Genomic DNA, 18,063 nt, shown 5'->3' on the forward strand with positions numbered 1-18,063 from the left:
ACCGAGCGCACTGCCGCCCTTGCTCCCTGGCTCGAGTACTACAACACTCGACGCCGCCACAGCGCGCTCGGAGGCTGCCCGCCCATCAGCCGACTGTCACCAACCTGATGGCCAGATACACCTAGGGCGCGACGGCCGCCCATTCGAGGGAGATTTCCCCGAGCCGCCACCGCCGCCGGTCGTCGACGACGGGCCAGCCGCGCGAAGCGAGCAGCCGGACCGACTCCACCCACCGGGCCCGAGGCCCGAACGGTGCGAACGGCGCCGCGGTGGCCCAGCAGGCGTCCAGCTCGGCGAGCAACGAGTGCACGCGCTCACCCGGCACGTTGCGGTGGATCAACGTCTTCGGCAACCGCTCGGCGAGATCGCCGGGCACGTCGAGATCAGCGGGCAGGCAGGCGAGGGTGAACGTCTGCGGCCCGTCAACCGAGAGCGTCACCCAGCAGCACCGCCGCCCGATCTCGTCGCACGTGCCCTCGACCAGCAACCCACCTGGCGCGAGCCGGGACACCATCGTGTCCCACGCCTCGAAGGCCTGCTCCTCGGTGTACTGCCGCAGCACGTTGAACGCCCGCAACAACACCGGCCGCGCGCCTGCCAGCTCGAAGCCGCCGCGCCGGAAGTCGAGCAGCGGCGGGTCGGCGACGGCCTTGCCCGCGTCGACGCGGTCCTGGTCGATCTCCAGCCCCAGCACGCGCACGGACGGCAGCACGGCGCGCAGCCGCGCGGCCATCTCGACGGTGGTGATCGGCGACGAGCCGTAGCCGAGGTCGACGACGAGCGGATCGGGGAACGAACCGAGGAACCCAGCCAGCGTGCCCGCCATCCAGCGGTCGACGCGGCGCAGCCGGTTCGGGTTGGTCGTGCCGCGCGTGGGCAGCCCGAGCGCCCGCGCCCGGCCGGCGGCTAGGCGCGGTTTGCGAGCCATTCCGACGTGAACTCGCTCTCCTTGTCGAGCAGCACGATCACCTGCTCGGCGATGACCTTCTCCAGCTTGCCGCCCATCAGCGGGATGCTGACCTTGACCTGGCCGTCCAGCACGAGCTTGCTGCCGGAGCCGTTGGCGACGAGCGAGAACGTGCCGTCCAGCCGTCCGGGCACGCCGTTGAGCGTGACCTCGACGGTGCCGGTGTGCCCGGCCTCGGTCCACGACTCGACGCGCTGGATCACCAGGTCGCCGCCGAGCAGGCTCTTCGCCATCGACGGCAGGTGCTCCGCGGGCACGCCCTGCTTGAGCTGGTAGGAAGTCTTGCCTCCGCCGCTCGAGTACGTCACGAGCTCGGCGTTGTTGCCGCCGATGGCGGCCAGACGGTCCCGCAGGTACGTCTCGTCGACCATCGCGCCGAAGACCAATTCGGCCGAATGGGGCGACGTGGTGTGGTGCTCGATGCGGCGTGCCATGTCGCGGAGGCTACCGTTGACGGTCGTGACCACCACGCAGTCCGTGCCTCTCGGCGAGCGCACCACGCTCCGGCTCGGTGGACCGGCCGCGCGGTTCGTCCACGCCACCACCGCAGCTGAGCTGGTCGAAGCCGTGCGAACAGCCGACGCCTCCACCGAACCCGTGCTGCTGCTCGGCGGCGGCTCGAACCTGGTGGTGGCCGACAGAGGTTTCGACGGCACCGTCGTCCACGTGGCGACGAAGGGCTGGCGCGCGGACCCGCTGGGTGGCGGCATCGTGCAGTTCACCGTCGAGGCGGGCGAGGACTGGGACGGCGTCGTCGCCGAAGCCGTCGCGCAGGGCCTGGGTGGCCTGGAGTGCCTGTCCGGCATCCCCGGACTGGTCGGCGCGACCCCGGTGCAGAACGTCGGCGCGTACGGCGTCGAGATCGCCCAGGTGCTCACGTCCGTCGACCTGCTCGACCGGCGCAGCGGCAAGGTGCACCAGGTGCCCGCCGCGAAGCTCGGACTCGCCTACCGCACCAGCGTTCTGAAGGGCACCGACCAGGCGGTCGTGCTGCGCACCAGGTTCGCGCTGACGGCCGGTGGGATGTCCGCCCCGATCCGCTACGCCGAGCTGGCCCGCACGCTGGGCGTCGACCAGGGCGAGCGGGTGCCCGCGGACGCGGCCCGCAAGGCCGTGCTGGAACTGCGGCGCGGCAAGGGGATGGTGCTCGACTCCGCGGACCACGACACGTGGAGCGCCGGCTCGTTCTTCACGAACCCGATCATCGACGACGCGACGTTCACCGGCGTGCTCATCCGGATCGCCCAGGTGCTCGGCTCGGACGTCGACGTGCCGACCTACCCGGCCGGTCAGGGACACCGCAAGCTCTCCGCCGCGTGGCTCATCGAGCGCGCCGGCTTCCGCAAGGGGCACGTGGGACCTGGCGGGCGAGTGGCGCTGTCGAGCAAGCACACCCTGGCTTTGACGAATCGCGGTGGCGCGACGACAGAGGACCTGCTCGACCTCGCCCGCGAGGTCCGTGACGGGGTACGTGCGGCGTTCGGTGTCGAGCTGCACCCCGAGCCGGTGTTCATCGGCTGTTCACTCTGAACGGCCGAACGGGTGACTCCATGTGACCAATTGCCTACGAACCGTGTTTCATGGTGGTAGAAGGATGTCACGGAGGTCGCCATGGCCTACCTCGATGAGCACGAGCGGGCCGTAATCAGGCCGATCAAGCGCATGGTCGAGGACGAGTTCCTGTCCCGGCCCGGCGTGATCGGTGTCGACATCGGCGAGAAGTTCACCGGTGGCCGTCCGACGGGACGGGCGGCGATCGTCGTCTACGTGTGCGCGAAGGGCTCCCACCACCCGCAGCAGATCCCCGCCTCGGTCGAGGGGATCCCGACTGACATCGTCGCCGAGAGCATCGTGCTGCACCGCGCGCTGCTGTCGCCGGACGAGCACCAACCTGTTGTCGCGGAGCGGCACGCGGTGCTGCGCGGGGGCATCAGCATCGGCCCGTCGCGCGCGGTGCGCGTGGTGCCGCCGGACGTCTCGGTGCCCGGCGACTACGTCATCGTCGGCACGCTGGGCGCGCTCGTCGTGTCGCGCACCGAGAAGCTGGTGATGGGGCTGACCAACTTCCACGTCGGCTGCGTCGACGACGCGTGGATGGTCGGCGACCGGATGGTCCACCCGTCCAGAGTGGACGGTGGTGTGCAGAACCTCGACGACGTCGGCGAGCTGAACCGCGCCGCGCTGTCGGGGTCGGTCAACGCGGCTGCCGTGCTTCTCGACCCACAGCGCCCCTGCCGGGCCGAGATTCTCGACATCGGTGCGGTCACCGGAAGTGCTCCCGCTCCCGTGGGCACCCCGGTGCGCAAACGCGGCCGCACCACCGCGTTGACGCACGGCGTCGTCGTGTCCGGCGACGCGACGATCGCCGTCGACTTCGGCGACGGCATCGGCGTGCGCAAGCTGCGCGACCAGCTGCGGATCGAGTCGTGCGCGGGCCGCTTCGGCGACCACGGCGACTCGGGCTCGGTGCTGGTGGACGTGGAGAACCGGGTGGTGGGCCTCTACTGCGCGGGCACCGCGTCCGGGTCGACGGGGTTCGCGAACCCCATCGACCGCGTGCTGGACCAGCTCGACGTGGACGTGCTCACTCCCGATGTGCCCGAGTCGCGGAAGCCTGAGCCCGCGGCTTGAGCACGATCGAGTCGAGGTTGACGTGTGCGGGCCGGGTGACCGCGAACGCGATCACGTCCGCCACGTCGTCCGCGGTGAGCGGCTGGATGCCCTCGTAGACCTTGGCCGCGCGCTCGGCGTCGCCGTCGAAGCGGTTGACCGAGAAGTCCGTCTCGACCATGCCCGGCAGGATCTCGGTGACCCGCACCGGCTTGCCCAGCAGCTCACCCCGCAGCGTGCGGTGCAGCGCGCTCTGCGCGTGCTTGGCGGACGTGTAGCCGGAGCCGTTGTCGTAGGCCTCGAACGCGGCGATGGACGTCACCGTGACGACGTGCCCGTCACCGGAGGCGATCAGCTTCGGCAGCAGCGCCTTGGTGACCTTGAGCGTGCCGAGGACGTTCGTCTCCCACATCCACCGCCACTCCTCCTCGTCGCCGTCCGCGACGGTCGAGAGGCCGCGAGCGCCGCCCGCGTTGTTGACGAGGACGTTCGCGGCCGGGATCTCGTCGGCGAACGCGGTCACCGACGCGGTGTCCGTGACGTCCAACTCGATCGCGGTCCCGTCGATCTCCTTCGCGATAACGTTGAGGCGGTCCAGTCGGCGTGCCCCCAGCACGACGTGGAACCCCTTGGCGGCGAGATGCCGCGCGGTGGCTTCGCCGATGCCCGCGCTTGCTCCGGTCACAACTGCGACAGGTCGATTCACATCGTCGATCGTAGGCTTTGTTGATGTGTGACCGACGTCACTCGCACCGGGGCGGTGGTCTGGACGTCCTCTTAGTTGGAGGTCTAACCGTGAAACGAACCCTGGGTGCACTGCTCGTCGGGCTGGTCCTGCTGACCGGCTGCGCGAGTGTGGAGTCCGGCACCCCGAAGGTGGACAGCACGCTACCCACCGCGAAGGTCACCACGGAGCCCGCGGACGGCGCGAAGGACGTCGCCGTGACCGCGCCCGTGCAGGTGACCGTCACGGACGGCACGATCGAGTCCGTCGCGTTGAAGTCGCCGGAGGGCAAGGACGTCGCGGGCAAGGTCACCGAGGACAAGAAGGGCTGGACCTCGACCGAGCCGCTCGGCTTCGGCAAGACCTACACCTACTCCGGCAAGGTCACCGGTACCGACGGCAAGTCCGTCGAGATCAAGGGCTCGTTCGGCACGCTGGCGCCTGGTTCGCAGACCCGCGCGACGCTGTTCCCGAGCGACGACCAGACCGTCGGCATCGCCGTCCCGATCATGGTCAAGTTCGAGGCGCCGGTGCAGGACAAGGCGACCGTCGAGAAGGCGCTGAAGGTCACCAACTCGGCGAACGTCGAGGGCACCTGGGCCTGGCTGACCGACCAGGAGGTGCACTTCCGGCCGGAGAAGTACTGGCCGGCGAACACCAAGGTCAAGGTCGAGGCGAAGCTCTACGGCGTCAACTACGGCGGCGGTGCGTTCGGCAAGGCCGACGTGACCAGCGACTTCACCATCGGCCGCAGCCAGATCGTGAAGATCGACAACCCGACCCACCGGCTCGTCGTGATCCGCGACGGCAAGGAGGCCGCGTCCTACCCGGCGTCGTTCGGCAAGGACGCCGACCCGGAGCTGACCACGCCGAACGGCACGTTCGTCGTGATGGCGAAGAACGACACCTTCAGCTTCGACAACCCGCGCTACGGCTACACCAACGTCGTCAAGAAGTGGGCCGTGCGGTTCTCCAACCACGGCGAGTTCATCCACGAGAACAACGACAACGCCGGCAACATCGGCAGCAACAACACCTCGCACGGGTGCGCCAACCTGCTGGAAGCCGATGCCAAGGCGTACTACGACTCGGCGATGATCGGCGACCCGGTCGAGGTCACCGGCTCCATCACCACGCTGCCCGCCCAGTTCGACTGGTACGACTGGCAGATCCCGTGGGCCCAGTGGAAGTCGAAGTCCGCGGTCAAGTAGCCCAACTTCGCGAAGATCCCCTTCGGCCGGCGCGGCCGGAGGGGATCTTTCTGCGTCATGGGTTGGTACACGAGTGGTCCCGACGGGCTCCGGTACAGGTCGGGTGACGTCTTCGCGGTGGCGGCGGCGAGCGGGCTCGGCACGTTGTGGGTGACGCCGTGGGTCGGTGCGGTGGACGCCGACGGCGAGCCGGTCGAGATCGAGGGCCTCATGCTGCTCGGCGACGTCCAGCAGGGCGTCGAACGAGCGGGACTGCCGTGGGAGCGCGTGGAGCTCGACGGTGACCGGATGCGAGTGCCGTTGGACGTCGACGTGGCTGACCTGCTGGACGAGCTGTCCTACCAGCTCTCCTCGTACTCCAGGTCGGTGCGCCGGGTGCTGGCTGACGCCGTCCGGCGACCGCTCGAAGTCGCGGAGCTGTCCGTGCGGATCGAGGCCGAGTGGGGTGTCCCGCCGGAGGGGTACCCGGACCTCGAGGCGTGGCTCGACGAGCCGTCCGAGCAGGACCGGCCGCGTGATCTGGCGGCCGCGGGACTGGCGCACGCCCTGCGATCCGGCGAGGAGCTCTTGTTGCACATGCCGAGCGACGTGCTGGAGGTCGTGGCCTGGAACCGCGACGAGGACGACGACTAGGGAATGTGCGCACGTGCGCACTCGTTGATCCGAGAGTGCAGCTGACACACGTGACGTCGGCCGGTGGGGGACAGCTGGCCGTCCGTGAGGCAGGCCCGACAGAAGCCCCGCCGGTGGTGCTGATCCACGGCTGGGCCCAGTCGGGCGCCGTCTGGGATCTCCCGGACTTCCACACCTACGCCGTCGACCTGCGCGGACACGGCCTGTCCGACGACTTCGGCGACTACCGCGACTCCGCGCAGTGGGCGGCTGATCTGAAGGCCGTCCTCGACCACACCGGCCCGGCCACGGTCGTCGGCTGGTCGTACGGCGGCCTGGTCATCACCGACTACCTGCGCGTTCACGGCACCCGGAACATCACGGGCCTGGTCCTCGTCGGCGCCATCACCGAGATCGGCCGCGACCGTCCGGGTGGCGCGACCGGGCCGGTCATGCGGGCCGCGCTGCCCGCCGCCATCGAGGACGACGACGCGATGCGCGAGTTCCAGGCGAAGCTCGCGCCCCACCTGCCAGTTGAGACGGTCGGACAGCTCACAGCGACCGCGCTGAAAGTTCCACCTAGAGTTCGAGGCGAGCTGTTCCGCAGGGACGTGAACAGCGCCGACGTGCTCGCCGCCGTCGACGTGCCGACGCTCGTCGTCCACGGCAAGTCGGACGAGGTGGTCGCGCCTTCCGCCGCCGACTACGCGCTGGCCAACATCCCCGGAGCCCAGGTGAGCTGGTACGACGACACCGCGCACGCGCCGTTCCTCGAACGGCCCGCGGAGTTCGCGCGCGACCTCGCGAGGATCGCCCGGTGAAGCGCGTCGCGGTGCTGAGCGTCCACACGTCGCCGCTCGAGCAGCCCGGCACTGGCGACGCGGGCGGCATGAACGTCTACATCGTGCAGACGGCCACGCGCATGGCGCAGCGGGGCGTCGAGGTCGAGATCTTCACCAGGGCCACGTCGTCCGACCTGCCGCCGGTCGCCGAGCTGGCGCCGGGCGTGCACGTGCGGCACGTCGTCGCCGGGCCGTTCGAGGGCCTCGGCAAGGAGGAGCTGCCCGGCCAGCTCTGCGCGTTCACCGCGGGCGTCTTGCGCGCCGAGGCGCACCACGAGCCGGGCTACTACGACGCGATCCACTCGCACTACTGGCTGTCCGGCCAGGTCGGCTGGCTCGCCCGCGAACGCTGGGGCGTGCCGCTCGTGCACACCGCCCACACGCTCGCCAAGGTCAAGAACGCCGCGCTCGCCGATGGCGACACCCCGGAGCCGCGCATGCGGGTCATCGGCGAGGAGCAGGTCGTCGCCGAGTCGGACCGGCTCGTCGCGAACACCGACGTCGAGGCGACCGAGCTGATCAAGCTGTACGACGCCGACCCGGCGAAGGTGCTGGTCGTCCCGCCCGGCGTCGACCTCGAACGCTTCACACCCGGCAGCCGCTCGAAGGCACGCGCGCGCTTCGGCCTCGCCGAGGACGCCGTGGTGCTCGCGTTCGTCGGCCGCATCCAGCCGTTGAAGGCGCCGGACGTGCTGCTGCGCGCGGCCGCCGAGCTGCTGGTGCGCGACCCCGGTCTGCGCGGCAGGCTGGTGGTGCTGGTCGTGGGCGGACCGTCCGGGACGGGACTGGAGCAGCCGAAGGCGCTCGAGGAGCTGGCCGGGCAGCTCGGCATCGCCGACGTCGTGCGCTTCCTGCCGCCGCAGCCCGGCGACGCGCTGGCGCAGGTGTACCGCGCGGCGGACCTGGTCGCCGTGCCGTCGTACAACGAGTCGTTCGGCCTGGTGGCGCTGGAAGCGCAGGCGTGCGGGACACCGGTCGTCGCCGCTGCCGTCGGTGGCCTGCCGGTGGCCGTGCACGACGGTGTGTCCGGCGCGCTCGTCGACGGGCACGACCCGGCCGAGTGGGCCGCGGCGCTGGGTCGTCTCGCGCTGAACCCCGCCTATCGGGAGACGCTGGCGGGCAACGCGGTCGGGCATGCGCGACGCTTCTCCTGGGACCGCACGACTGATTCCCTGCTCACCGGGTACCAGGAAGCGGCAGAAGCGTTCCGCAGGGAGGTCTTCGCTTGACCGACGGCATCGACTCCATCATCAAGTCCACTTTGGACGAACGAGAGCTGAAGTACGACCGGCCGGACGAGGGCAAGTTCTTCGTCACGCTGCCCGGCACCAAGAAGCTGCAGACGAACTGCTGGCTGGTGGCGGGCAGGCACGCGCTGCTCGTCGAGGCGTTCGTGTGCCGCCGCCCGGACCAGTCGTTCGAGGAGGTGTACCGCTTCCTGCTGCGCCGCAACGCGCGGCTCTACGGGGTGCACTACACGCTCGACGCGCAGGGCGACATCTACCTCGTCGGCCGCATCGGCCTGCACGCCGTGACGCCGGACGAGCTCGACCGCGTGCTCGGCCAGGTGCTCGAGGCGGCGGACGGCGACTTCAACGCGCTGCTCGAGATCGGCTTCGCGGACGCCATCCGGCGCGAGTGGGCGTGGCGCGTCTCGCGGGGCGAGTCGCTGGCCAACCTCCAGGCCTTCGCGCATCTGGTCGATTAAGAGCCGGTCACGGAAGCGACTCGGCGCCAACCCGATCTTCCGGTCGTTCCGTCCAGACGGCATGGGCAGACGCTGGTTATGGGTCGTCGTCGCACTGTTCCTCCTCACGGGGTGCGGTGCGGCGTCGCAGACGAGTTCGGGTGGCGGCGAACAGGCCGCGGCTCCGGCGCAGGCTGACCGCGCTGAGGGGAACACGGGGAACAACACGGGGAACAGCAAGAACGAGGCCGTGTCGGTGCAGGCCGACCGGCAGCTGATCCGCACCGCCACGGTCGACATCCGCGCGGACGACGTGGACAAGGCGATCGCGGAGGTCAAGGGGAAGGCGTCGAACGCGGGCGGGTTCTCCGGGCAGGAGAACGCCACCAAGACGTTCGCGAACGTCACGGTGAAGGTGCCGTCGAAGGAGCTCGACCGGATCCTGCAGGAGCTGGGGTCGATCGGTGAGGTCACGCGACGCGAGGTGCGTGCCGAGGACGTGACCGAGCAGGTCGCCGACGTCGAGGGGCGGCTCGCGTCGCAGCGGGCGTCCGTCGACCGGGTCCGGGGGTTGCTGGAGCGGGCGTCGTCGACGTCGGAGATCACCCAGATCGAGAGCGAGCTGAACAAGCGGCAGCAGGAGCTGGAGTCGCTGCAGCGCAGGCACGACTCGCTCAAGGGGCAGGTCGCGATGGCCACGCTGACCGTGTCGGTGTCGCAGAAGTCGGCGCCGGTGCCGGTGGAGCGCGACGGGTTCCTGGGCGCGCTGCTCGTCGGCTGGGACGTGCTGGTGACGGGGCTCGGCTGGATCATCATCGTGATCGGCGCGGTGCTGCCGTTCGCGGTCGTGTTCGGCATCCCCACCGCGGCGGCGATCTGGTTCGCACGTCGCCGGAAGCGTGTCACCCGGTCGAGCGAGGCGAGCTGATCCGCTTCTACTGAGAGTTTCTGGGGCGTGTCACCTTGGGGAGCGCGGGTCCGGCTCGGGAGAGAGGGGGAGTCGCATCGAGCCGGCCCGCGTCAAAGGTCCCCGCTACGACGGATCCGTGGACGGGGGGAGCCCTGGATCCGAGCGGGTGCACGCGGTTCGACGGGGGATGACGAACCGCGTTCATCGCCTGACGGGCTGTTTGAGTGCGTGGGAGCCAGCCCGTTGAGGCCTAGCCAACTTCTCAGAAACATCGTTGCACTCACAAGGGGTTTGGTTACTCCATTCGTGTGTACTTAGCCGCGATAAGTAACGTCTCTGTAGCGATCCGGACTGCCTTGACCGCGTCGAGTGGCCTGGCTCACGATGGCCTGACCAGCTTGGTGTACAGCGAGTGAATGAGGCAGCCGCATGGTCTTTCGCAGTTCGTTCCCTGACGTCGAGATCCCCGATGTCTCACTCCACGAGCTGTTGTTCGGCGACCTCGGCGACCGCGCCGACCGCGTCGCGCTCGTCGACGGTGCCTCCGGCGCGTCGCTGACCTACGGCCAACTCGCCACCTACGTCGACCGGCTGGCCGCCGCACTGGCCGCCCGCGGCATCGGCAAGGGCGATGTGGTCGGCATCCTCAGCCCGAACACGCCCTACTACGCCGTGGTCTTCCACGGCATCCTGCGCGCGGGCGCCACCGCGACCACGATCAACGCCCTCTACACGCCGGACGAGGTCGCGCACCAGCTGCACGACGCGGGCGCGAAGATGCTGTTCACCGTGTCCGTGCTGCTGCCGAACGCGGCTCCGGGCGCCGCCAAGGCCGGCGTCACCGACGTCTTCGTGCTCGACCAGGCCGACGGCTACCCGTCGCTGGCCGAGCTGCTCGCCAACGACCACCCCGTGCCGTCGGTGGAGATCGATCCGGCCGAGGACATCGCGGTGCTGCCGTACTCGTCCGGCACGACCGCGCTGCCCAAGGGCGTGATGCTGACGCACCGCAACCTGGTCGCGAACCTCGCGCAGTGCGGGCCGCTGCTGAACCTCACCCAGGACACCCGCATCCTCGCGGTGCTGCCGTTCTTCCACATCTACGGCATGCAGGTCCTGATGAACAACGGCCTCTACGTCGGCGCGACCGTCGTGACCATGCCGAGGTTCGACCTGGCCGAGTTCCTGCGCGTGATCGCCGAGCACAGGACCGACCGCGTCTACATCGCGCCGCCGGTCGCCGTGGCGCTGGCGAAGCACCCGCTGGTCGACCAGTACGACCTGTCGCCGCTGAAGACCCTGTTCTCCGGCGCCGCGCCGCTCGACGTCGAGCTCGCGGACGCGGTGCGCAAGCGCCTCGGCTGCCGCGTGTCGCAGGGCTACGGCATGACCGAGATGTCGCCCGTCTCGCACGCGATCCCGGACAGCCGCGACGACATCTCCGTCGGCACGGTCGGCCTGATCGTGCCGAACCTGGAGTGCAGGCTGGTCGACCCGGCCACCGGCGAGGACGTCGGCGTGGACGAGCGCGGCGAGCTGTGGTGCAAGGGCCCCAACATCATGAAGGGCTACCTGAACAACCCGGACGCCACCGCGGCCACCATCGACGACGAGGGCTGGCTGCACACCGGTGACGTGGCGGTGATCGACGCGGACGGCATCGTGTCGATCGTCGACCGGGTCAAGGAGCTGATCAAGTACAAGGGCTACCAGGTGCCGCCCGCCGAGCTGGAGGCCGTGCTGCTGACCCACCCCGAGATCGCCGACGCGGCGGTCGTCGGGGTGCGGGACGAAGACGGCGAGGAGGTGCCCAAGGCGTTCGTCGTGCTCCAGGCCGGGTCGTCGATCTCCGGTGCCGACATCATGGAGTTCGTCGCCGCGCACGTGGCGCCGCACAAGAAGGTCCGCGTGGTCGAGTTCATCGAGGCGATCCCGAAGTCCGCTTCGGGCAAGATCCTCCGCAAGGACTTGCGCGCCCGCGAGGCCGCCAAGTAGCTCGCACTGCCACGAGGGGAGCTTTCCCGGCGCTGTGACCGCTGGGAAAGCTCCCCTCGTGGCGTGTCAGCGCAGCAGTGACGCGCAGAGCGTGCTCGTCAGCCAGTACCGGTAGCGGTCCTCCGGCCAGCCGAGCAGGTGGTGCAGGTGCGGCGAGCACAGCCCGACGATGATGTCCGCGACCTCGGACGTGCTGAAGTCGGGACGGACCGAGCCGGTGTCGACGAGCGCCTTGGCGATGGTGCCGAGCGTGGCGCGCTGGGCGGCCTCGCCCTCGTGGGCGACGGCCATCATCTCCGGGTCGGCCCCGGACGACTGGATGCCCACCATGATCAACGCGCCCGCGCGGCCGAGCAGTGCCGCAGCCCCCGCGGCGGTGGTCTCGATGATGTCGTTGGCCCGCAACGGGGTCAGCAGGGCGGTCGCGTCCGCCCGGTCGGAGACGGGCGCGGGTGGGGTTTCGGCAGGCCGACCCGCGATCGCCGTGTTCAGCGCGTCCCGGTACAGGGCCGCCTTGCTGGGGTAGTGCGTGTGGACGGTCTCTTCGGACACTCCCAGGTCCGCGGCGACCGCCGCCATCGAAGTCGCGGCGTAACCGTTGGCGACGAACAGCCGGTGCCCTGCGTCACGCACCTGTGTGCGAGTGACCTCTGCGCTCATGAGCATGGCAGGCTAACGGCATGGCTGTCGGAACCTTGGTGCTGCTCCGCCACGGCGAGAGCACGTGGAACGCGGAGAACCTGTTCACCGGATGGGTGGACGTTCCCCTGTCGGAGAAGGGCGAGCGCGAGGCGCGCCGCGGTGGCGAGCTCCTCAAAGCCGCCGACGTGCTGCCGGAGGTGCTGCACACGTCGCTGATGCGGCGGGCCATCTCGACGGCGAACCTGGCGCTGGACGCGTGCGACCGGCACTGGATCCCGGTCCGGCGCGACTGGCGGCTCAACGAGCGGCACTACGGCGCGTTGCAGGGCAAGAACAAGAAGCAGACGCTGGAGCAGTACGGCGAGGAGCAGTTCATGCTCTGGCGCCGCTCCTACGACACCCCGCCGCCGCCCATCGAGCCCGGCAGCGAGTTCAGCCAGGACACCGACCCGCGCTACGCGGACCTCGGCCCCGACCTGCCGCTGACCGAGTGCCTGCTCGACGTGGTCAAGCGGATGGTCCCGTACTGGGAGTCCGCGATCGTGCCCGATCTGCGCACCGGCAAGACGGTCCTGGTGGCCGCGCACGGCAACTCGCTGCGCGCGCTCGTGAAGCACCTCGACGGCATCTCGGACACCGACATCGCGGGCCTCAACATCCCGACCGGCATCCCGCTGCGCTACGACCTCGACGAGGAGCTGAAGCCGCTCAAGCCGGGCGGTGAATACCTCGACCCGGAGGCCGCTCGAATCGCCGCGGAAGCGGTCGCGAACCAGGGTCGCTGACCGGTTTGACGCGAAAAGCACGTTCAGCTCCTCAGTGGATCTGAACGTGCTTTTCGCGTCTCAGGACACGACTGGGTGAACAAGGTCTGACCAGGGCACGAACAACCTGGTCAACAGGTGTCGCGGGTATCACGGTTCACGCTCGTGCACTAGGCCAGGACACGTACGCGCTGCTTACTATTCGCCTGTGACGGCTGCGGGTTTCCTCGCTGTTTCGCTGGGCGTAGCGCTCATCTGCGCGCTCGGCGGATTTTTCATTGGCCGATCCACCGCGTCCAAAGCGCCGAGGCAGCCGGAAGGGCTGACGGTCGCGGACCTGATGCAGAAGGTCGTGCAGGGCTCGCACGACGGCATCGTGGTGCTCAACTCGTTCGGCGACGTGGTGCTGCACAACCCGCGCGCCGAGGAGCTCGGGGTCGTCCGCAACAACCGGGTCGACGACCGGGCTCGCAAGGCCGCGCAGGCGGTGCGGGACACCAACGAGATCGTCTACGTGGACCTGTCGCCGCTGGAGGCCAAGGGGCGCCAGCCGGAGGCCGTGCACGCCGAGGTGCGCCAGCTGACCGACGGCTTCACGGTCGTCGACGCGACGGACGAGTCCGAGGCCGTGCGGCTGGAGAAGACCAGACGCGACTTCGTGGCCAACGTCAGCCACGAGCTCAAGACCCCGGTCGGCGCGCTCGCGCTGCTCGCCGAGGCCGTGCTGGACGCGAGCGACGACCAGGACGAGGTCCGCCGGTTCAGCGCGAAGATCATGCAGGAGGCGACCCGGCTCGGCACGCTCGTGACCGAGCTGATCGCGCTCTCCCGGTTGCAGGGTGCGGAGAAGCTGCCCGAGCTCACCGAGGTCGAGGTCGACGTGGTGATCTCCGAGGCGCTGAGCCGCTCCAAGCTGGCCGCTGAGTCGGTCAACATCGACATCGCCACCGACGAGCCGAGCGGCCTGCTCGTGCCGGGTGACCGCACGCTGCTGGTCACCGCGCTGAGCAATCTGCTCGACAACGCTGTCGCCTACTCCCCGCCCGGCAGCCCGGTGAGCGTCAGCCGCAGGCTGATCGACGGGCACGTGGAGATCGCCGTCACCGACCGCGGCATCGGCATCGCGGCCGACCAGCAGGTCAGGGTGTTCGAGCGGTTCTACCGGGTGGACAAGGCCCGATCGCGCGCGACCGGAGGCACCGGCCTCGGTCTCGCGATCGTGAAGCACGTCGCCGCCAACCACGGCGGCGAGGTGAAGCTGTGGAGCCTGCCAGGAACGGGATCCACCTTCACGCTGCGGCTTCCGGCCGCGGCACAGGAACCCAACCTCGTCGCGAGCGGCGCGAGTGATCACGGAGGAGAGCTGTGACCAGAGTGCTCATCGTGGAGGACGAGGAGTCCTTCGCCGATCCGCTTGCCTTCCTGCTCCGCAAGGAGGGGTTCACCGCCGCGCTGGCCGCCACCGGCCAGGAGGCGCTGGAGGAGTTCGACCGCAACGGCGCGGACATCGTGCTGCTGGACCTGATGCTGCCCGGCATGAGCGGGACGGACGTGTGCAAGCAGCTCCGCCAGCGCTCGGCCGTGCCGGTGATCATGGTGACCGCCCGGGACAGTGAGATCGACAAGGTCGTCGGCCTGGAGCTGGGCGCGGACGACTACGTCACGAAGCCCTACTCGGCGCGCGAGCTCATCGCGCGCATAAGGGCCGTGCTGCGCAGGGGCGGTGAGTCCGAGGACCTCCTTCCCCAGATCCTCGAGGCCGGTCCGGTGCGCATGGACGTCGAGCGGCACGTGGTAACTGTCAACGGAACGGACATCAGCCTCCCGCTCAAGGAGTTCGACCTCCTGGAGTACCTGCTGCGCAACGTCGGACGCGTGCTCACCCGCGGTCAGTTGATCGACCGGGTGTGGGGCGCTGACTACGTCGGCGACACGAAGACGCTGGACGTTCACGTCAAGCGGCTCCGTTCCAAGATCGAGCCGGACCCGTCGACGCCGCGGCACCTGGTGACCGTGAGGGGCCTCGGTTACAAGTTCGAGTCCTAACGGACACGACCAGGTACCGTTCAGCTCGTGCGCCTGGGCGTTCTCGACGTGGGTTCCAACACCGTCCACCTACTCGTGGTGGACGCGCACCGTGGTGCCCACCCGACCCCGATGAGCTCCGAGAAGACCGTGCTGCGCCTCGCGGAGCAGCTCAACGGTGACGGAGAGCTCACCAAGGCGGGCGCGGACCAGCTGGTCCGCGCCGTCGCCGCGACCAAGGCGTCGGCCAAGCGCTCGGGCTGCGAGGACCTGATGGCCTTCGCCACCTCGGCGGTGCGCGAGGCCAGCAACTCGGCCGACGTGCTCGACCGGGTGCGCAGCGAGACGGGCGTCGATCTCCAGGTCCTCTCCGGCGACGACGAGGCGAAGCTCACTTTCCTCGCGGTTCGCCGCTGGTACGGCTGGTCCGCGGGCAAGCTGCTCTGCCTCGACATCGGTGGCGGCTCGCTCGAGCTCGCGATCGGCAAGGACGAGGACCCCGAGCTGGCGTTCTCCGTCCCGCTCGGTGCGGGCAGGCTGACCAGGACGCGGTTCCGCAAGGACCCGCCCGGCCGCACCGCCATCCGCGAGACCACGGAGTGGCTCGCCGACCAGCTCGCGCCGGTCGCCCGCAAGCTCAAGCGAGCGGGTGAACCCGATCGGGTGGTTGCGACCTCCAAGACCTTCCGCACGCTGGCCCGGCTCACCGGCGCGGCGCCTTCGTCCGCCGGTCCACGCGCTCGTCGCGTGCTCACCGACGCCGGCCTGCGGCAACTGATCGCGTTCATCTCCAGGATGTCGGCGAACGACCTCGCTGAGCTGGAAGGTGTGAGCGCTTCCAGGGCTCATCAGCTCGTCGCGGGCGCGCTCGTCGCGGAGGCGTCGATGCGAGCCCTGTCACTCACGCAGTTGGAGATTTGCCCCTGGGCGCTGCGGGAGGGTGTCATCCTTCGACGGCTGGACCACACTAATGGCACGGACCGGAGCGATACTGGACGGACTGGCCAGCACGGGGCACGGTGGAGTTGATGAGTCGAGAGAGCGGATCGGAGCACACGCAGCGCACGGTCGCGGAGTTGCTCGCCCAGTACGGCGGCAGCCCGGACGGTGCGCCTCGTCGGCGACGCCGCCGCGCGGCCGAGGAAGAAGAGTCGCCCGAGACCACCGCCCCGCAGACGATCATCGAACGGGTGCTGTCCGACAGCGGCAGGCTCATGCCGATCAGGGACGAGCCCGCCGACGGTCACCCGGCGCCCCCGCCGCCTCCGCCACCCGCGGCCGGTCCGCCGCGTCCGGCACCGGCTCCCGCGGGTTTCCAGCCCCAGCCCCCACCGCCCGGCCGCAGACCCAACCGGGCGGAGGAGACCAGGCAGGTCCCGCCGTTCAAGGACGCCCAGCCGTCCCGTCCCGACCTGCCGCGTCCGGACCCGGCGGCGACGCGCGTCGACCCGCTGCGTCCTGACCCGAACGCGGTCAAGTCCCGCCTCGACCCCGGTCCGCCGCCCAGGCTGGACCCGCCGTCGCGCTCCGACGTGCCGCGTCCCGACGCGTCGCGGTCGAACATCGCGCGCCCGCCGAAGCCGACGCCTCCGCCGCCCGCCGGGCCTCCGCGCGAGGCGATGACGGAGGTGCTGCCGCGCATCCCGGCGAAGGCGCCGGTCGACCAGATCGCGTCGCTGGAGACCGAGTCGGTCCTGATCGTGCCGCCCGCGCCGCCGAGGCTGCCGGAGCCGCTGCCCGACCAGAACCCCGAGGACTGGTTCGGCGACGACGACGAAGACCCGCAGCTCTCGCCGATGGAGCACACCCAGGCGCATCCGGCCCCGTACCTCGACGACGACGAGGACGACTACGCCGACAACTACACGCCGAACTACGCGGCGGAAGAGGACTACCTCGCGGACGACGAGGAACCGGCCGGCCTGGACGCCGATGACGAGCTGGACGACGCCGACGAGGCGCCGCGCTCGCCCGGCAAGGAGTGGCTGGTCATGATCGCCCAGCTCGCCGTCGGCGTGCTCGGCGGTGCCGCGCTGTGGCTCGGCTTCAACTGGCTGTGGCGGGAGGCGGCCGTGGCCGCACTCGTCGTGGCGCTTGCCGTTACCGTTGGACTCGTGCTTCTGGTCCGGAAGATCCGCCGTGCGGACGACCTGCAAACAACAATTCTCGCGGTGCTGGTCGGTCTGATCGTCACCGTTTCGCCAGCGGCCATGCTGCTGGTGAAATCTTGATCCCCCGCATCCCGGTCGGGCTGTCCACGGCGTCGGTGTACCCGCAGCCTGCCGGAGCCGCGTTCGAGATGGCTTCCGAGCTGGGCTTCGACGGCGTCGAGCTGATGGTGTGGGCGGACCCGGTCAGCCAGGACGTGCGCGCGATCGACCGGCTCTCGCAGCGCAGCGGTGTGCCCGTGCTCGCGGTGCACGCGCCGTGCCTGCTGATCAGCCAGCGCGTGTGGTCACCCGATCCGGTGGAACGCCTGCGCCGCAGCGTCCGCGCCGCACAGGACCTCGGCGCGCGCACAGTCGTGCTGCACCCGCCGTTCCGCTGGCAGCGCCGCTACGCCGACGGCTTCGCGCAGATGGTCGCCGACCTCGAGGAAGCCAGCGGCATCGACATCGCGGTCGAGAACATGTTCCCGGTGCGCAGGCCACTAGGCCGCGGCCGCTCCGTCGAGGTGAGCGCGTTCCGCCCGTCGATCGACCCGACCGACGTCGGCCACGCCCACTACACGCTCGACCTGTCGCACGCGGCCGCCGCGCACATGGACGCGCTGGAGCTCGCGAAGCGCATGGGTGACGGCCTCACGCACATCCACCTCGCGGACGGCAGCGGCGCACCCAAGGACGAGCACATGGTGCCCGGCCGCGGCACCCAGCCGTGTGCCGAACTGTGCGAGACGCTGGCGCGTGGCGGGTTCGACGGTCAGGTCGTGCTGGAGGTCAACACCCGGCGTGCGAACAGTCCCGCGCAGCGCGCCGAGATGCTCGCCGAGTCGCTGCTGTTCGCTCGCCTGCACCTGGACTGGCCCGTCGAGGGCTGACGCGCTGGGTTGATTTCGCGCTGATTCAGGCCCA

The 18,063-nt window shown here is 70.0% G+C and carries 20 protein-coding genes; 16 read left to right on the forward strand and 4 right to left on the reverse strand.

The features are described 5' to 3' along the window. Positions 1-108, forward strand: a 108-nt coding sequence (locus FKR81_RS30705) for an integrase core domain-containing protein (RefSeq protein ID WP_146357206.1), incomplete at its 5' end; no start/stop codon positions are given. A gap of 13 nt (positions 109-121) precedes the next feature. Here the strand turns inward: FKR81_RS30705 and FKR81_RS30710 are convergent. Both FKR81_RS30710 and FKR81_RS30715 read right to left on the reverse strand, forming a co-directional pair. Beyond that, entirely contained in the window at positions 122-928 is an 807-nt protein-coding gene (locus tag FKR81_RS30710; protein ID WP_146357208.1) for a class I SAM-dependent methyltransferase, read from the reverse strand. After that, entirely contained in the window at positions 907-1,401 is a 495-nt protein-coding gene (locus FKR81_RS30715; RefSeq protein WP_186763263.1) for a DUF2505 domain-containing protein, read from the reverse strand. Before FKR81_RS30715 ends, FKR81_RS30710 begins: the two co-directional genes overlap by 22 nt. Here FKR81_RS30715 and FKR81_RS30720 point away from each other — a divergent pair. Beyond that, positions 1,400-2,497 (forward strand): UDP-N-acetylmuramate dehydrogenase, encoded by a 1,098-nt coding sequence (locus FKR81_RS30720; RefSeq protein ID WP_235921861.1) that lies wholly within the window; start codon positions 1,400-1,402, stop codon positions 2,495-2,497. The genes FKR81_RS30715 and FKR81_RS30720 overlap by 2 nt on opposite strands. Positions 2,498-2,578: 81 nt before the next feature. Then, complete coding sequence (locus FKR81_RS30725; protein ID WP_146357214.1) at positions 2,579-3,598, forward strand: chymotrypsin family serine protease; 1,020 nt, start codon at positions 2,579-2,581, stop codon at positions 3,596-3,598. Here the strand turns inward: FKR81_RS30725 and FKR81_RS30730 are convergent. After that, a complete protein-coding gene (locus FKR81_RS30730) occupies positions 3,552-4,283 on the reverse strand; it encodes an SDR family NAD(P)-dependent oxidoreductase (RefSeq protein ID WP_146357216.1) in 732 nt (243 codons plus the stop codon). The genes FKR81_RS30725 and FKR81_RS30730 overlap by 47 nt on opposite strands. A gap of 89 nt (positions 4,284-4,372) precedes the next feature. Here FKR81_RS30730 and FKR81_RS30735 point away from each other — a divergent pair, with 89 nt between their 5' ends. The 7 genes from FKR81_RS30735 to FKR81_RS30765 all read left to right on the forward strand — a co-directional run bounded on the left by FKR81_RS30735 (position 4,373) and on the right by FKR81_RS30765 (position 11,558). Beyond that, positions 4,373-5,512 (forward strand): L,D-transpeptidase, encoded by a 1,140-nt coding sequence (locus tag FKR81_RS30735; protein WP_146357218.1) that lies wholly within the window; start codon positions 4,373-4,375, stop codon positions 5,510-5,512. A gap of 57 nt (positions 5,513-5,569) precedes the next feature. Beyond that, positions 5,570-6,145, forward strand: a complete 576-nt coding sequence (locus tag FKR81_RS30740) for a hypothetical protein (protein WP_146357220.1) — start codon at positions 5,570-5,572, stop codon at positions 6,143-6,145. 35 nt (positions 6,146-6,180) lie between these two features. Then, complete coding sequence (locus FKR81_RS30745) at positions 6,181-6,945, forward strand: alpha/beta fold hydrolase (RefSeq protein WP_235921862.1); 765 nt, start codon at positions 6,181-6,183, stop codon at positions 6,943-6,945. Further along, on the forward strand, positions 6,942-8,195 hold the full coding sequence (mshA, locus tag FKR81_RS30750; protein ID WP_186763265.1) for a D-inositol-3-phosphate glycosyltransferase: 1,254 nt from the start codon (positions 6,942-6,944) through the stop codon (positions 8,193-8,195). The genes FKR81_RS30745 and mshA overlap by 4 nt, the downstream gene beginning before the upstream one ends. Continuing rightward, on the forward strand, positions 8,192-8,674 hold the full coding sequence (locus FKR81_RS30755; RefSeq protein ID WP_146357222.1) for a type III secretion system chaperone family protein: 483 nt from the start codon (positions 8,192-8,194) through the stop codon (positions 8,672-8,674). Before mshA ends, FKR81_RS30755 begins: the two co-directional genes overlap by 4 nt. A gap of 61 nt (positions 8,675-8,735) precedes the next feature. Next, positions 8,736-9,581: a DUF4349 domain-containing protein gene (locus FKR81_RS30760; RefSeq protein ID WP_146357224.1), complete on the forward strand. Its 846-nt coding sequence runs from the start codon at positions 8,736-8,738 to the stop codon at positions 9,579-9,581. Positions 9,582-9,992: 411 nt separating this feature from the next. Beyond that, positions 9,993-11,558, forward strand: a complete 1,566-nt coding sequence (locus FKR81_RS30765; protein WP_146357226.1) for a 4-coumarate--CoA ligase family protein — start codon at positions 9,993-9,995, stop codon at positions 11,556-11,558. A gap of 66 nt (positions 11,559-11,624) precedes the next feature. Here the strand turns inward: FKR81_RS30765 and FKR81_RS30770 are convergent, their stop codons facing one another. Next, positions 11,625-12,191, reverse strand: coding sequence for a TetR family transcriptional regulator (locus tag FKR81_RS30770; RefSeq protein ID WP_186763266.1), 567 nt, complete (start codon positions 12,189-12,191; stop codon positions 11,625-11,627). A 47-nt stretch (positions 12,192-12,238) separates the two neighbouring features. Between FKR81_RS30770 and FKR81_RS30775 the strand changes: the two genes are divergently transcribed. The 6 genes from FKR81_RS30775 (at position 12,239) to FKR81_RS30800 (ending at position 18,029) form a co-directional block, all read left to right on the forward strand. Beyond that, on the forward strand, positions 12,239-12,985 hold the full coding sequence (locus FKR81_RS30775) for a phosphoglyceromutase (RefSeq protein WP_146357230.1): 747 nt from the start codon (positions 12,239-12,241) through the stop codon (positions 12,983-12,985). A 187-nt stretch (positions 12,986-13,172) separates the two neighbouring features. Then, positions 13,173-14,333, forward strand: coding sequence for a sensor histidine kinase (locus FKR81_RS30780; protein ID WP_146357232.1), 1,161 nt, complete (start codon positions 13,173-13,175; stop codon positions 14,331-14,333). Next, positions 14,330-15,010, forward strand: coding sequence for a response regulator transcription factor (locus FKR81_RS30785; RefSeq protein ID WP_146357234.1), 681 nt, complete (start codon positions 14,330-14,332; stop codon positions 15,008-15,010). Before FKR81_RS30780 ends, FKR81_RS30785 begins: the two co-directional genes overlap by 4 nt. 27 nt (positions 15,011-15,037) lie before the next feature. Continuing rightward, positions 15,038-16,018 (forward strand): Ppx/GppA phosphatase family protein, encoded by a 981-nt coding sequence (locus tag FKR81_RS30790; protein ID WP_146357236.1) that lies wholly within the window; start codon positions 15,038-15,040, stop codon positions 16,016-16,018. Then, complete coding sequence (locus FKR81_RS43850) at positions 16,018-17,220, forward strand: hypothetical protein (RefSeq protein ID WP_186763267.1); 1,203 nt, start codon at positions 16,018-16,020, stop codon at positions 17,218-17,220. The genes FKR81_RS30790 and FKR81_RS43850 overlap by 1 nt, the downstream gene beginning before the upstream one ends. Next, positions 17,217-18,029, forward strand: a complete 813-nt coding sequence (locus tag FKR81_RS30800) for a sugar phosphate isomerase/epimerase family protein (protein ID WP_186763268.1) — start codon at positions 17,217-17,219, stop codon at positions 18,027-18,029. Before FKR81_RS43850 ends, FKR81_RS30800 begins: the two co-directional genes overlap by 4 nt. Positions 18,030-18,063: the final 34 nt, after the last annotated feature.

It is taken from the genome of Lentzea tibetensis (assembly GCF_007845675.1).
In the GTDB taxonomy this organism is placed as follows: Bacteria; Actinomycetota; Actinomycetes; order Mycobacteriales; family Pseudonocardiaceae; genus Lentzea; species Lentzea tibetensis.

Bases quoted from the DNA above. Each gene is read 5' to 3' on its own strand.
- FKR81_RS30765 (WP_146357226.1), top strand. From the start codon at position 9,993: ATGGTCTTTCGCAGTTCGTTCCCTGACGTCGAGATCCCCGATGTCTCA.
- FKR81_RS30760 (WP_146357224.1), top strand. From the start codon at position 8,736: ATGGGCAGACGCTGGTTATGGGTCGTCGTCGCACTGTTCCTCCTCACG.
- FKR81_RS30715 (WP_186763263.1), bottom strand. From the start codon at position 1,401: ATGGCACGCCGCATCGAGCACCACACCACGTCGCCCCATTCGGCCGAA.
- FKR81_RS43850 (WP_186763267.1), top strand. From the start codon at position 16,018: ATGAGTCGAGAGAGCGGATCGGAGCACACGCAGCGCACGGTCGCGGAG.
- FKR81_RS30720 (WP_235921861.1), top strand. From the start codon at position 1,400: ATGTCGCGGAGGCTACCGTTGACGGTCGTGACCACCACGCAGTCCGTG.
- FKR81_RS30710 (WP_146357208.1), bottom strand. From the start codon at position 928: ATGGCTCGCAAACCGCGCCTAGCCGCCGGCCGGGCGCGGGCGCTCGGG.
- FKR81_RS30740 (WP_146357220.1), top strand. From the start codon at position 5,570: ATGGGTTGGTACACGAGTGGTCCCGACGGGCTCCGGTACAGGTCGGGT.
- FKR81_RS30725 (WP_146357214.1), top strand. From the start codon at position 2,579: ATGGCCTACCTCGATGAGCACGAGCGGGCCGTAATCAGGCCGATCAAG.
- FKR81_RS30775 (WP_146357230.1), top strand. From the start codon at position 12,239: ATGGCTGTCGGAACCTTGGTGCTGCTCCGCCACGGCGAGAGCACGTGG.